The following is a 14409-nucleotide window of genomic DNA, read 5'->3' as shown; positions in this document are numbered from 1 at the left end:
CGGCAATGACAAAAATCTAACATCTAACAATCTATTATCTAATAGTCTAAAATCTAATAATCTAACATCTAATATCTAACCATATATGAAAGCAGTGTTTATAGTTTTTAACCAAGCCAATACAGAGCGTGTTGAATATATGCTGGATCAATTAAAGATCCGGGGATTTACGTTTTGGGAACAGGTCCAGGGTCGTGGATCAAAAGATGGGGAACCCAGACGGGGAACACATACCTGGCCCGAGATGAATTCGGCCATTATTACTATGGTGGAAGACGAAAAAGTGGATCTCTTGCTCAAAACCGTTCATAAACTGGATATGCGTAACAAAGCGATTGGTGTTCGCGCCTTTGTATGGGATGTCACAAATCATTATTAAAAGCATAGCGGGGACGGGCCTGTGTGTGGGTTTAATTTTTCGGATGAAACGAGCATGACCCTGTGTGATTGGCAACAAAGAGAATGTATAAACCTCTGTCATGTGAGTTCCATCAGATCAATAAATTAGATAATCTTTATACCGATGAAAATGCAACGTAAGGGGTTTGATTTGAATTATATTAGGGATTTGTATTTTAAATATGGTGTAAAAAATATCACCATGGATGATGTTGCACACAAACTGGGCATCTCGAAACGAACGCTCTATCAGCAGGTGAAAACCAAGAATGACTTGGTGACGATGGTTTTGAACGATGGTTTTGATAAATTTAAAATGGAGGTGGAGAAGATGTTGAGTTCAACCCAAGGGAGCATCCTTAAACTGTATAAACTATATAGCCTTTTCCGGGATAATACAGAACCCGTGACCCCTGTTTTTGTCTTTTCACTTTCCAAAGCTAATCCCGAATTGGCGGCTAACATTAGGAAACTATACCACTACTTTATTATTGAGGTGGTTGGTAACATCATGGATGAGGGGCAGAAGGAGGGGGATTTTATTTCAGCATTCAAAGTTGATTTTCCTCGGCTGGTGGCAGGATATATTTTTCAATCAGGTGGCTGGCATTTGGAGGAAGACAGCGAAAAGATAGAACTTAGCACTGCCTTTTATTTACAGATTGGGGGTATTTGTACCGATCAGGGAAAGAAAAAACTGGACAGGTTTATTAATAACCCGCAATTGAAACCCGCCTCCTAAAACATACATTATATAATAGAGCCATTCTTGGGTTGACTGGAAGAGGGGCCTCTTTGAGGTTTTTCATAGGGTATAGTTTCCCATTACCGAGGGAAAGCGATTCCCATTACCGAGGGAAAGTGATTCCCATTACCGAGGGAAAGTGATTCCCATTACCGAGGGAAAGTGATTCCCATTACCGAGGGAAAGTATTTCCCATTAATTATAGGGCAGCATTCTTATTTAATAGGGGTAGGCATTAAACCCGAAAAATGCAGGACTTTACCTTGCCAGACCATGATGCTTTCCGCTTATTGAAGAGATGGATTTGTAAATGGGGAGTGCATCTTAAATGTGTTATGTGACCATTAGATAAAATAAGAGGGTATCATTATGACACCCTCTTAAAATAGATCTTCAATGGTAGATCCATAATGGGCTGTTACTGCCCCGGAAGACTTGAAATTGCCACACTATTCAAGTTCAAGGTCCACATCATGCAGCTCATTCCATGGCAAACCATGCTTATTCAATTCTTCCAGGAATGGATCGGGATCAAACTCTTCCACATTAAAAACACCCGGTGCTTTCCATTTGCCTGTCAGATACATCATGGCACCAATGGTGGCCGGCACACCCGTAGTATAGCTTACCGCCTGGGTTCCGGTCTCTTTATAGGCCTCCTGATGGTCGCAATTATTATAGATATAATAGGTCTTTTCTTTTCCGTCTTTAATGCCTTTGATACGACATCCGATAGAGGTTTTACCTTTGTAATTTTCACCCAGATCACCGGGGTTGGGCAGTACTGCTTTCAAAAACTCGATAGGCACAATATCCACCCCTTTGAATTTTATAGGATCTATTCGGGCCATCCCGATATTTTGAATCACCCTCAGGTGGGTCAGGTATTCTTCACCAAAGGTCATCCAGAACCTTGCCCGTTTAAGTGTGGGGAAGTTTTTCACTAGTGATTCCAGCTCCTCATGATAGATCAGGTACGACTCTTTGGGCCCGATTTCGGGATAGTTCAAAGGCTTGTGGATTTCGTGGGGTTCGGTGGTAACCCATTTGCCATCTTCCCAATATTTTCCTTTTTGGGTTACTTCCCTTATGTTGATTTCGGGATTAAAGTTGGTGGCAAAAGGTTTGCCGTGGTCGCCGGCATTGCAATCGACGATGTCCAGAAAGTGCAATTCATCAAAATGATGTTTAGCTGCATAAGCGGTGAAGATCGATGTCACCCCCGGGTCAAAACCGCACCCAAGAATAGCGGTCAGTCCGGCTTCTTTAAAGCGGTCGCGGTAGGCCCATTGCCATTTGTATTCAAACTTAGCTTCATCTTTTGGCTCATAGTTGGCCGTATCCAGATAGGCCACGCCGGTTTCGAGACAGGCATCCATGATGGTGAGGTCTTGATAGGGCAGAGCCACATTAACCACCAGCTCGGGTTTAAAGGCATTGATCAATTCAACCAGTTCCGGCACATTGTCGGCATCCACCTGTGCCGTTTGAATACGATTGCCCCCAATCTTTTGCGCGATGGCATCGCACTTACTTTTGGTACGGCTGGCCAGCATGATATCTGTAAAAACTTCGGGTATTGCTGCCATCTTATGTGCCACAACGGTCCCGACGCCGCCTGCACCGATAATCAATACTTTGCTCATTTTTGTAAGTTTAATTTTTGTCAGACACTTTCGTTTGCCGGCATCTTCAAAGCCGGAATATTATCATTCTGCCGCGTTGTTTTACGGTTATAAGGGTTTCTGTCTTTGGTGTTGCAAAGAAATGCTTTTTTTGCATTATCTGTGATGGAGTTTTGTCAAATTTCATCGAAATTTTTGAAAAAAACAATTGGAATGGTCAAACAGCATAGTGCAAAGAGCATAGAGCCCGGAGAAAGGAGGAAAGATTATGATTGGATGGATTTAGCCAACAGGGATTTCGGAACTAATGATTCTAAACCAGTAACCCAAACTCCGGGAAACTCTTATCTTTGTCATCTTCTCTATTGATAATTGTTGTAGTAAATATGAAGAGTTTTAACATATTATTTTGGATAGCCTGCGTTGCGATGATGACGTTGCCGATAGGTTGTCGCTCCATTTACTCACCCAAGATGGTGGCCTTCTATAATGTGGAGAATTTGTTTGATACCATCGATTCGCCCGGGGTGAACGATTCGGAGTTTACTCCCGAAAGCAAGAAGGTGTGGAATACCGGACGTTATCAGCGAAAATTGGAAAATATTTCGTCCGTCATCGCCGAATTGGGACGAGCAGAACAGGTAGAGGCACCCGCGGTTATGGGGCTGGCAGAAGTGGAAAACCGGATGGTTGTGGAAGATTTGGTCTCATCTATTCCGCTCGAAAGATTCAAATACAAGATTATTCATAAAGATTCGCCCGATGCACGTGGCATTGATGTGGCGTTGATTTATCGTCCCGGTTATTTTAAGCCCAAACATACACGGTTTGTGCCGTTACATATCCAAAATGAAGAGGGTGAACCAATTCCTACACGCGATATTCTGGTGGCTTCAGGCAAGTTTGCGGGAAAGAAGATGCACTTTATCGTTTGTCATTGGCCCTCACGGTATGGTGGGCGGGAACGAAGTATTCCGATGAGAAATGCCGCCGGTGACCTTACCCGGTCAATTGTTGATTCTCTTCGAACGGAAGATCCTTCTTCCTACATTGTGGTGATGGGCGATTTGAATGATGATCCTGTAGATCCTGCAGTAAGAAATCATTTAAAGGCGGGGTTCTCCCCTCAGCCGGAACATAGCGACAGTCTCTATAATGCCACGGCCTCCATATTCCTGAAAGGTAAAGGAACCCTCTGCTATCGTGGAAAGTGGAATCTTTTTGACCAGTTTGTTCTATCCCCCAACTTCCTGACGTCAAAGAAAGGACAGCAGTTATTGCTCAAAACAGGAGTCTTCAACCAACCTTTTTTGTGGCAACAGGACGGTGACTACCGGGGATATCCTTTCCGAACCTTTGTGGGTAATTGGTATCATGGCGGTTATAGCGATCATTTCCCGTCCTATATCATTATTCAATAGATGTTTGGGGGCCCGGGTAATGATTTGGGGGTAATTAAACTTTGCCCACTAAAAATCATTAATTGCATGCAACCGCCCTTTTAGGCAAACTCTCTGTGATGCTGCCGTTAGTAGTTAGGTAGTTTTAAGTTTTTGGGGTGAGATGTGAAAGGGGATGCTAATATTCAATTCCTTCTCGCGAAGTTATCCCTTCATTGAAATAGTGCTTGATCTCTTTCATCTCGGTAACCAGATCGGCTCTGTCAATCAGCTCCTGGCGAGCATTTCGTCCGGTGATTACCACTTCGGTATCGGGCGGTACCGAATCCAGGAAGGACAGGATTTCTTCTACGGTAAGGAGGTTGTACTGAATGGCAATGTTTAGTTCATCCATAATGATGAGTTGGTAATCGCCTGAATGGGTAATCTTTTTAATTTTGTCCAGACCGTTTCGGGCTGCATCATAATCTTCCTGTTCCGGTTTCCTGCCAAAAAAGCATCCCCGCCCAAACAATTCATGCTCAATTTGGGGTATTTGTCGGCGGATTAATGCCACTTCGTTATAGGCCATATCCTTTACAAACTGGCCGAAAAATACCTTCTTGCCGGCACCTGCCGATCTAACCGCCAGACCAATGGCTGCGGTGGTTTTGCCTTTCCCGTTACCTGTGTAGATGTGAATCATTTTGCAAAGTTAGAATTTGAAAGGGAATAATAAAATGATCCGGTTATTTATCAGGTAAACGCTCCCCGCCATAGGCGAATGCTTTGGAAGATGTTATTATCTTTCCGCCACTCTGTCTGGAAGATCGTTGCCGGGTTTTATTCATTAATAAAACTTTTCGTGAAACCTTTGGGATATAGTTTTATCAGATGTTACTTAAACCCGAAAAATGCATTAGAAAATCTATTACGAATTAAAATTGCTGCCAATCAAGTCGCAAGCTAACTTGTCTCAATTCACCATAGCGGTGCTATGCCTCATTTCAACAAGTTCTTGATTGATTGCACTTTTTAATTCTCATGACGAAGTTCTAATGCATAATTCGGGTTAAATCTTTAAAATTTTTGCAGAACTTGTTTGGTCTCCGTAATTAAGAACTAAAAAATAAATGCCTGTAGAAAAGGTTTTTAGATGAATAGGATAATCATATAGCAAGTCGGACTGAACTGTCTTTGAAAATACAATCTCTCCCTTACTGTTAAATAATTTGATGTTTACAGGTAATCTCAAATCGGAGTTAAAACAAACCTTTATGATATCCCTGGTTGGATTAGGATAGCAATGCAATAAAGAGCTGTCTTCCTTCTTGGTGGTTTCTATTATGGTCATGGGATCAAATTCTGCGTAGCCTATATCCGGAGCAGTGCCATTATATGGCGTGCCAACATCTGTTCCGGCATCAATCAGGTCGCTTCCGGGGGCCAGCTTCATAAAGGTTATATCCGGTAAGGAGCCATCATCTTTTCTGGGTTTTGATAATTGAGATGCATCCAAAGAAATAAAATCGTCGGCTGCAACAACTACACTATCTGTTGGCTGCCACCAAAAAAGACTCCCGATAACCGTGCTGTTGGCATAATCCCAGTTATTATGACTTTCGATATAGATATCGTCCACCACTAAGAATAATGGTCTTCCTGCAGCATCAGACTGAACAGGTTCATAAATGATGTTATTCCTGTAGACACTTGGGTTTTGGCCGGAATACTCAGCATTTATCGAATTTGACATACCTATTCCATTCCGAAAGGATACATTATTGTATACCCTGGCATTATTAGGATAATAGGGTGCGTATCCCAGCTCATAAAAACCATAGCCGGCATTATTTGCCGCGATACAGTTTTTGACTATTTTCCTAATCCCGGGTACGGGCGTTCCTAAAATAAGCTGTCCATTTTCGTCAACAGATGCGTTTGCCCCCCTGTTGGCTCCGAATTTGAAACCATTACCATCCAATGCACCCGGCAGGCTATGATTAAACGACCAGCAATGGTCAAATACGGCCACACCGGGCCCGCTAACATCAAATCCATCATCACCACATGCCCAGGCTCTGCATCCATAAAAATAAAGGTAAGTATCTTTTTCCGCATCCATCTTTACCGCATCGGAACCGTTTCCCGGCACCTCACTTAATAAGTCTACACAATTATATATGTCACAATTAATAAATCTTGTTGTATCGGCAGGTATCTCCGGCACTTCAGGATGACCTGCCACCCCCCAATAGCTCATGCCCCTGCCACCGATATTATATACAGTCAGATTTTCAAAGGTCATATTGCTACACATACTGGCTCCAACGCCACTGGCTAATTCACCGGATGCCGGTTGTTCCACATTTCTTATGGTTAATCCTTTAATATGAATATTCGAAGTGCCATAGAAGTCAAGTCCTCCATTGAAGTTGTTGCCAGTCATATCCACCTGTGAGCAATCCAGGATTGGTGTTTCTCCCGGATATGCAAAAAAGCATATTGGATTACTCTCTGTTCCGGAATGTCCTATGCCGTCTGGTACATGAATTTCACATACAACATTTCCTCTTGAATGCTCTTGCGGATACCAGACGCCTCCCCGGAAGTAAACAGTATCGCCTGCCTGAGCCGTTGCAAAAGCTTTTTGCCAGGTCCCCCAGGGTTCTTCAAAAGTGCCGGGATTACTGTCGTCGCCATCAACAGCTACATAGTAGTCTGCATGGTGTTGAGCGGTCAGGTTTATTGTTAATATAACCAGCAATAAGAATAATTGAGTTTTCATCCGTATAAATTTTATCTAAGTTATTGGTCGAATGGAACTCACATGGCTTAGCCAAATTTATACATGTCCTTTTGTGGCAAAAGTCGCCATGCTCGTTTCATCCGTATAAAAATTGGTTAATCCATTGGTCTGATGGAACTCGCATGATTCAGGGGTATACCTACTCTTTGGTGACAACCCGTTTTGGTCATACTCGTTTCATTATTTCTTATTTTTTTAGAATCATAACCAACGTTTAGTGTCGAAAGGATAAAGGGAAATAGAAAATGCTATCTCGTATTCGCTATTTTATAGATGCTTATAGTGAAAATTGTTGCTAATTTATCAAAAAAATCAAGATGCCAATGATAAAAAAGAGGAAGATATAGTTTTCATTTACGATACATCCATTTAGCTTTATGTTTGATTTATTGCGTTTTTGATGGTTTTTGGTTTGTCATGGCGAAAAAACTGAATGCAGGATGGTACAGAGATTCGCGGGGACGAGTGCCGGGGATTTACATTAAACATTACCTTCGCAGCAAGGAGTATGGGGGGATAAGCGGACAAAACCCGTGGGCCGACGATGACTCTTTAACCGACAGCACATCTGTGAGTGATCCTAACTACGAACAACAGCAATACTACTACCACCCCGACCATTTGTTTGATGGGGATTGTGGGAGAAAATTGTCAATACCTCTTATTTGCTCTGAATGGGGCTCACGGTCGAGACCTTTTATGCCTTTGAGTAGTTTATTGAAAAATGATGCGCATCAAAAAAAATTTCATGCCGATGAAAATTTTTTTCTTGCGCATCAAATCAGAAAATGGTGCGCATGTTTTTGGAAAAAGATGCCGATGAAATTGTCAAATGATGCGAATAAAAATGAATGGATTGCTGGAATTGGAATAAAATTAAAATGCAGAGAGGCAGGACTCGTTTTTTAGTGATGTTCCCATCACCGAAGCAACCGGTTGGGAAACGGTAATTATCGAGCCAATGGCAGGGCCATAAATAAAAAAGGGACACCCCCAAATGGAAAAGATGATTAAATTGTTGTGTTCCATTTAATCTTGTCTAAATCTTACTTCAATACCGGAAATTCCTTCCATCAGTCGGGCAAACTTTTCCGGATCCGATTCTCCCATCTTATAGTGATAGGGAAAGAGTATTTTGGGTTTTACCATCAACGCGGCTTCTTTACACATTTCAGGAGTCATGGTGTAAGGCAAATTCATGGGCAGAAAGGCAATGTCGATTTCTTTCAGCTTGGCCATTTCTGGGATGTTTTCGGTGTCGCCTGCAATATATACTTTGGTATCAGCAAAGAGGATGACGTAACCGTTGTCTCGTCCTTTGGGATGGAAGGGTTCTCCGTCCTCTCTTTTATGAATGATGTTATAGGCAGGAACGGCTTTAATGGATAGTCCTAAAACTTCTGTTTCGTCGCCGTTTTCCAATATTTGTCCTTTCTGGAGCGTTTTGTAAGAATCCTTGTTTAGGATGATTTTAGTCTCCTGTTTGGAAATGGTTTTGATAGTCTGCGGATCAAGATGGTCGCCATGGGCATGCGTCACTAAAATAAGATCAGCCTTGGGCAAGGATGAATAATCCCCCATACGACCAAAGGGGTCAACGTGGATCGTTTTGCCATTAAAGACAAAATAGAGTGAGGCATGGCCCACATGGTGTATTTCCAGAGGTCCGACAGATGTCTGAAAAGTATCGGAGCGTGGAGTTTGGGAAAACATCTCTGAGGAAATAATGGATGCTATTGTTAGCGTTGCAAATAGTATTCTTAATGATCTCATTGTGCTATGTGTTTAGAATCAAGAAAAGATGATGATAAAAGGGTTTTGGTGGATGGTAATATTTTGCTTCTGCGGCAGACTTTTTCAATTATAACAAAAGAAAAAGGCGCTTCCGTAAAGAAACGCCTTAAAAATATTCTAAAAACTTAAAGATGTCAAGTGTTTATGACAGGCTTGCAATTTTATCACTTTGATACTTGCCTGCTTCCAGATTTTCTTTGATTTTTGAAAATGCTTTAACGGTAAAATCAACGTCTTCGAGGGTGTGCGCCGCAGTAGGAATCAGTCGTAACATGATTTGTCCTTTCGGAATAACCGGATAAACCACAATTGAACAGAAAATATTGTAGTTTTCACGCAAATCCATGGTCAAATTGGTTGCTTCGGGAACCGTTCCATTCAGATAGACTGGTGTAACGGGAGATTCGGTATGTCCCAAATTGAATCCTTCATCTCGAAGGCCTTTTTGAAGGGCTTTTACAACAGTCCACAATTGTTCTTTCAGTTCAGGTTTCGTGCGCAGCAATTCCAGACGTTTCATGGCGCCAATAACCATGGGCATAGGCAGAGATTTGGCAAAAATCTGTGATCTCATGTTGTAGCGCAGGAATTTTACCACGTCCTCTCGGCTGGCCACAAAGGCTCCAATGCCGGCCATCGATTTGGCAAAGGTGCCAAAAATAATATCCACTTTATCGGTTACGCCATAATGCTCAGCAACACCGGCTCCTGTGGCGCCCATTGTTCCAAAACCATGAGCATCATCGATCAAAAGGCGGAAATTGAATTCATCTTTAAGGGCTGTAATTTTGTTGATATGACCTAAGTCGCCCGCCATCCCGAAAACACCTTCGGTAATTACCAATATACCACCTCCTGATTCCTGAGTACGGCGGGTGGCCATGGTTAACATTTTTCGGCATCTTTCGATATCGTTATGAGGGAACACAAAACTTTTTCCACCTTTTGCTTTGTGCAAAAAGATTCCATCCATAATACAAGCATGGCATTCCGAGTCATAAACAATGACATCGTTACGTCCTGCCAACGTATCTATAATGGAAACCATCCCCTGATATCCAAAGTTAAGAAGATAGGCATCTTCTTTTCCTACGAATTGGGCCAGTGCGGCTTCCAGTTCTTCATGTTTGCTGGTGTGCCCCGACATCATACGGGCACCCATGGGATAACCAAGGCCCCATTCTTTGGCTGCCTGGGCATCGGCTTCCCTCACTTCGGGATGATTGGCCAGTCCGAGGTAATTGTTCAGGCTCCATGTCAGAACCTTTTTCCCTCTGAATGTCATATGGGGGTGTATTTCTCCCTCTAACTTAGGAAACATAAAATATCCATGAGCATCTTTTCCATATTGCCCAAGGGGTCCCATGTTTTTCTCTATTTTATCAAAAATGTCCACTTTACTATAGCTTTTAAGTTTTGAATTGGACAAAGGTAATGTTTTTTAATTATTTCAAATCTTAACGTTCCTATATTTGATTAGAAGGCTTATTTTTATTCCTACTCTTTGGGCAGGAAAGAATGGATATAGGGCATGGAGTTGATGGAAGAATGGTAAAAAGGTGGAAAGGTGGGGGATGAAAGCTGTTGCGAGGAAACAGCAGAAGGTGTTCTGAAATTTGTTGATAGGCAGAGTGGGGCGCAAAAGCAAAACGTATCCGGTTATCAGACAAGATTGTGATGCTGTGGAATGATGGTGAGAGATGAGGATGATTGATTCAACTTGGGTTATTTTGATCATTGAAAAACCAGTTTGCTTATGATTCTAATTTTAACTGGGATGATCAATTAAAACCTTCTTTTATATAAGTTGAGATGTTTAATTGTTGGTGTTGAGGGGGTTGTAATTATAGTGTGCTTGTCGGCTTGCCAACGATAATTTAAATCTAACCATCTAAAAGACTGAAAACCTATTTTATGGCTTGGTTTTTGATTTGACAACGAAACATTGATTTCGGCATGGCAAGATGACCTGTCATTATGGGAATATGTGTGAAGCTCTACCATCCGAGTTTCATCCGAGCAATGAATCAGATAGTTTTTATACGGATAAAAATCGACAATATTCTATAAAAACCCTTATTAGGAAATTTATTATTAAAGTAAAACCTGTATCTTTGCACGGAATTATACCGGTATCGATTTTGGGCAGTCAAAGCGATTACCATAAACCGGCAGATGCACAAAAGCGCCTATTTACAATGAGGAAATTGATTATTCTGTTGGCCGTTATACTTATGGCCTCTTGTAGTGAATATCAGAAAATACTAAAAAGTACCGACTACGATCTGAAATTTGAAAAAGCCCTTGAGTATTATGAGGCAGAGGATTATATGAGGGCTTCGACCCTGTTTCAGGAGTTGCTGTCAGTCTTTATGGGTACCGATCGTGCCGAAGAGGTGCATTACAAATATGCCTATGCCTTATTCAATATGCGCGATTATTTCAGTTCGGTACATCTTTTTGAAGAATTTGTGAAAAGATACCCCAATAGTGAGTATGTTGAAGATTGCCGGTATATGATAGGGGTCAATTATTATCAGATGTCACCAAATCCGCGATTGGATCAGACCGATACCTACAAGGCTATTGAGGCATTTCAGCTGTTTACAAATTTGTTTCCCAACAGTTCAAAGGTAGAAGAAGCCAATAAAATGGTGGATGAACTTAGAAACAAATTGGTGTTTAAATCTTATTTGAATGCCAAGTTGTATTATAATTTGGGGACTTACATGGGGAATAATTTTGATGCAGCGGTTATAACGGCGCGAAACAGTCTTGACGATTTTCCTGATACCAAATATCGTGAAGAATTGTCCTTCTTAATCCTGGATTCACTGTATATCCAGGCCGTAAATAGTGTCCCCGAAAAAGAGGAAGACCGTTTAAGAAGAACCTTAGATGAGTATTATGCTTTCATTAACGAATTTCCCGAAAGTTCGTATATGAAAGATGCCAATAAAATCTTTGAAGAAGTGACCAAACTATTGAAGAAATACAATTAATCAATTCTTAAATAACTATTGCAATGGATTATAAGAAGTCAAATGCGCCTTCGACAACAATTACTTGGGATACCAATCAGATGTCGGCTACAACGCAAAATATTTATGAAACTGTAATGATTATTAGCAAAAGAGCAAACCAGATTGGGGTGGAAATGAAAGAAGAGCTCAATAAAAAATTACAGGAGTTTGCTTCTTATACAGATAATCTGGAAGAGGTTTTTGAAAACCGGGAGCAGATCGAAATATCAAAATTCTATGAGCGACTGCCTAAGCCGGCTCTTATTGCTGCTCAGGAGTTTGTTGAAGGAAAGATCTATTATCGCAATCCGGTAAAAGATGTTCAGGTGGAAGAGGATGAATAGCCCTCATAAGGCTTTCGGAGCCTTAACTCTTTCTTCGGTGTTATCCGTCGCTTGCTTAATGAAATGGTTTAAATTATAGCATTATTTATATTCCGGAGGTTGGAATAAATGGTATTCATGTTAGCGATGGTGTGTTATTCCTGAATCATTGAATTAAGTCTGTATTCACTACTGAAGATTTCATAAATGCTGAAAGGGAAAAAGGTAATTTTGGGAATTACCGGAAGTATTGCGGCATACAAAGCGGTGTATCTTTTACGGCTTCTGGTAAAGGAAGGTGCCGATGTTCAGGTTATTATTACACCTGCCGGTAAAGAATTTATTACACCTGTAACACTTTCAGCTCTATCGGGTCGGCCGGTACTTTCCGAGTTTTTCGAAAATGCGGATGGCAGCTGGCATAGCCATGTGGACCTGGGCCTTTGGGCCGATGTGTTGGTTGTGGCGCCTGCCTCGGCCAATACCATGGGAAAAATGGTGAATGCTGTTTGTGATAACTTATTGATCACAACCTATCTTTCTGCCAAATGCCCTGTGGTTGTTGCACCAGCGATGGATCTTGACATGTATGCCCATCCTGCCAATCAACGAAATATGGATTTGCTTCACAACTTTGGTGCTCACATCATTGAACCGGCTTCGGGCGAATTGGCCAGCGGCCTGGAGGGAAAAGGGAGGATGGAAGAACCAGATGTTATTGTGGAGCATCTTAAAAACATATTAGCCCCAAAAGAAAAGAAAACACTAGTTGGTCGCAAAATTATGGTTACTGCCGGACCTACCTTCGAAAATATGGATCCGGTACGCTTTATTGGTAATTATTCGTCGGGTAAAATGGGCTTTGCTTTAGCCGAAGAACTGGCCGATAGAGGGGCAGAGGTAATACTTGTAGCCGGACCGGTGAACCTTGAAACGAGAAAAGCTTCTATTCATCGTTATGATGTGGTTTCGGCACAGGAGATGTATCAGGTTTGCCACGAATGGTTCCCCAAATGCGATGCTGCCATATTTGCAGCTGCGGTTTCTGATTATGCCCCGACCAACGTTTCGGACGAGAAAATTAAACGAAACCGTGAAGAGCTGACGCTTACTTTAAAAGCGAATCCTGATATTGCAGCCCAGATGGGCAGAATTAAAAAGGAAGGTCAGGTCACTGTTGGTTTTGCTCTGGAAACCAATAATGAAGAAGAAAATGCCCGTCGAAAGTTGGCGTCGAAGAATTTTGATTTTATCGTGCTAAACTCACCCAACAATGAAGGTGAGGGATTTATGGCCGATACCAACCGTATTACCATTATTCATAAAGATCATAAAATTGAAAACTTTCCGTTAAAGAGCAAACAAGAGGTCGCCGCAGATATCGTTTCGGCAATGGAAAAAATTCTTGAATGATGAAATGTTGGATGTTCATTCTCGTCCTTTTGTGTTATCTGGAACCTTTATCGTCCCAGGAGTTGAGGTGCGCAGTGCAGGTGGTAGCGCCCGCTGTACAGGGGACTAATCGTAACGTGTTTCAGTCCATGCGCGAAACGATTTCGGAGTTTTTGAACAACCATCAGTGGACCAATCATGTTTTCGAGACTTCCGAACGCATTGAATGTACTTTTCATTTTACCATTAGTGAAGTGATAGGGGTCAATCGATTTAAAGGCTCGTTACAAATTCAATCCCGGCGTCCGGTTTTCAATTCTGCATACTCTACAACAATCCTTAATCTAAAGGATGAAGATATCGATTTTGAATATACCGAATTCGAGAGTATCGTTTACAACGAGAATAACCCGGAATCCAATCTTGTTGCCATCCTTGCCTACTATGCCTATGTTATTTTGGGGTATGACTACGATACTTTTAGTCTGGAAGGAGGAACACCATGGTTTCAGAAGGCGGAAAAAATTGTCGGGATGCGTCAAAATGCCCGGGAAAGTGGATGGAAACAGTTTGAAGGACGGAGAAACAGATACTGGCTGGTCTATAATCTTTTGGAGAATGATCACCAACCACTAAGACGATTTTACTACGAGTATCATCGTAAAGGACTAGATATTATGAGCGAAGATCCCCAAAGGGGAAGAGGCCAAATCGCTGATGCGTTAAAATTGTTGCGTGAGGTTTATCGACGTGAAAGCGGATCTTATGCCTTGCAGTTGGTTTTTGATGCCAAACAAAAAGAATTGATCAATCTGTTTTCTGAAGCATTTTCCAAGGAGAAAGCAGATGCGGTAAATGTTTTGAGTGAGGTAAATCCCTCAAATGCGGATGCCTATCAAAAAATGTTGAATGACTAATGG

13 protein-coding genes are annotated in these 14409 nt (G+C 41.7%); 8 read left to right on the top strand and 5 right to left on the bottom strand.

Annotation, left to right across the window (positions count from 1 at the left end; translation table 11 throughout):
* Window positions 1-85: 85 nt before the first annotated feature.
* Window positions 86-379 carry a PG0541 family transporter-associated protein gene (locus ACT29H_RS05450; protein WP_444820595.1) on the top strand — a complete coding sequence of 98 codons (294 nt, stop codon included), beginning with the start codon at window positions 86-88 and terminating at the stop codon, window positions 377-379.
* Between the two features lie 144 nt (window positions 380-523).
* Complete coding sequence (locus ACT29H_RS05445) at window positions 524-1141, top strand: TetR/AcrR family transcriptional regulator (RefSeq protein ID WP_444820594.1); 618 nt, start codon at window positions 524-526, stop codon at window positions 1139-1141.
* A 452-nt stretch (window positions 1142-1593) separates the two neighbouring features.
* Here ACT29H_RS05445 and ACT29H_RS05440 read toward each other — a convergent pair whose 3' ends face one another.
* A complete protein-coding gene (locus tag ACT29H_RS05440) occupies window positions 1594-2790 on the bottom strand; it encodes a saccharopine dehydrogenase family protein (protein WP_444820593.1) in 1197 nt (398 codons plus the stop codon).
* Between the two features lie 365 nt (window positions 2791-3155).
* Between ACT29H_RS05440 and ACT29H_RS05435 the strand changes: the two genes are divergently transcribed.
* Window positions 3156-4190, top strand: a complete 1035-nt coding sequence (locus tag ACT29H_RS05435; protein WP_444820592.1) for an endonuclease/exonuclease/phosphatase family protein — start codon at window positions 3156-3158, stop codon at window positions 4188-4190.
* 157 nt (window positions 4191-4347) lie between these two features.
* Here the strand turns inward: ACT29H_RS05435 and cobO are convergent, their stop codons facing one another.
* Entirely contained in the window at window positions 4348-4854 is a 507-nt protein-coding gene (gene cobO, locus ACT29H_RS05430; protein ID WP_444820591.1) for a cob(I)yrinic acid a,c-diamide adenosyltransferase, read from the bottom strand.
* 366 nt (window positions 4855-5220) lie between these two features.
* Window positions 5221-6936: a right-handed parallel beta-helix repeat-containing protein gene (locus ACT29H_RS05425; RefSeq protein ID WP_444820590.1), complete on the bottom strand. Its 1716-nt coding sequence runs from the start codon at window positions 6934-6936 to the stop codon at window positions 5221-5223.
* Between the two features lie 438 nt (window positions 6937-7374).
* Here ACT29H_RS05425 and ACT29H_RS05420 point away from each other — a divergent pair, with 438 nt between their 5' ends.
* Entirely contained in the window at window positions 7375-7866 is a 492-nt protein-coding gene (locus tag ACT29H_RS05420; protein ID WP_444820589.1) for a hypothetical protein, read from the top strand.
* 120 nt (window positions 7867-7986) lie between these two features.
* Here ACT29H_RS05420 and ACT29H_RS05415 read toward each other — a convergent pair whose 3' ends face one another.
* Complete coding sequence (locus ACT29H_RS05415) at window positions 7987-8730, bottom strand: MBL fold metallo-hydrolase (RefSeq protein ID WP_444820588.1); 744 nt, start codon at window positions 8728-8730, stop codon at window positions 7987-7989.
* Between the two features lie 163 nt (window positions 8731-8893).
* Complete coding sequence (locus tag ACT29H_RS05410; protein ID WP_444820587.1) at window positions 8894-10180, bottom strand: aminotransferase class I/II-fold pyridoxal phosphate-dependent enzyme; 1287 nt, start codon at window positions 10178-10180, stop codon at window positions 8894-8896.
* 769 nt (window positions 10181-10949) lie between these two features.
* On the opposite strand from ACT29H_RS05410, the gene ACT29H_RS05405 reads away from it, so the two are divergent.
* From ACT29H_RS05405 to porD, 4 genes are all read left to right on the top strand, one after another.
* The gene (locus ACT29H_RS05405; protein WP_444820586.1) at window positions 10950-11753 is read left to right on the top strand and encodes an outer membrane protein assembly factor BamD; all 804 of its coding nucleotides are present in this window, start codon (window positions 10950-10952) and stop codon (window positions 11751-11753) included.
* 23 nt (window positions 11754-11776) lie between these two features.
* Entirely contained in the window at window positions 11777-12118 is a 342-nt protein-coding gene (locus tag ACT29H_RS05400) for a DNA-directed RNA polymerase subunit omega (RefSeq protein ID WP_444820585.1), read from the top strand.
* 186 nt (window positions 12119-12304) lie between these two features.
* Window positions 12305-13510, top strand: coding sequence for a bifunctional phosphopantothenoylcysteine decarboxylase/phosphopantothenate--cysteine ligase CoaBC (gene coaBC / locus ACT29H_RS05395; protein ID WP_444820584.1), 1206 nt, complete (start codon window positions 12305-12307; stop codon window positions 13508-13510).
* On the top strand, window positions 13507-14406 hold the full coding sequence (gene porD / locus ACT29H_RS05390) for a type IX secretion system protein PorD (protein WP_444820583.1): 900 nt from the start codon (window positions 13507-13509) through the stop codon (window positions 14404-14406). Before coaBC ends, porD begins: the two co-directional genes overlap by 4 nt.
* The last annotated feature ends 3 nt before the right edge of the window (window positions 14407-14409 follow it).

The organism is Thermophagus sp. OGC60D27, from assembly GCF_052400625.1.
Taxonomy (GTDB): domain Bacteria; phylum Bacteroidota; class Bacteroidia; order Bacteroidales; family Marinilabiliaceae; genus Thermophagus.
This window is presented reverse-complemented; position numbering and strand designations above follow the sequence as displayed.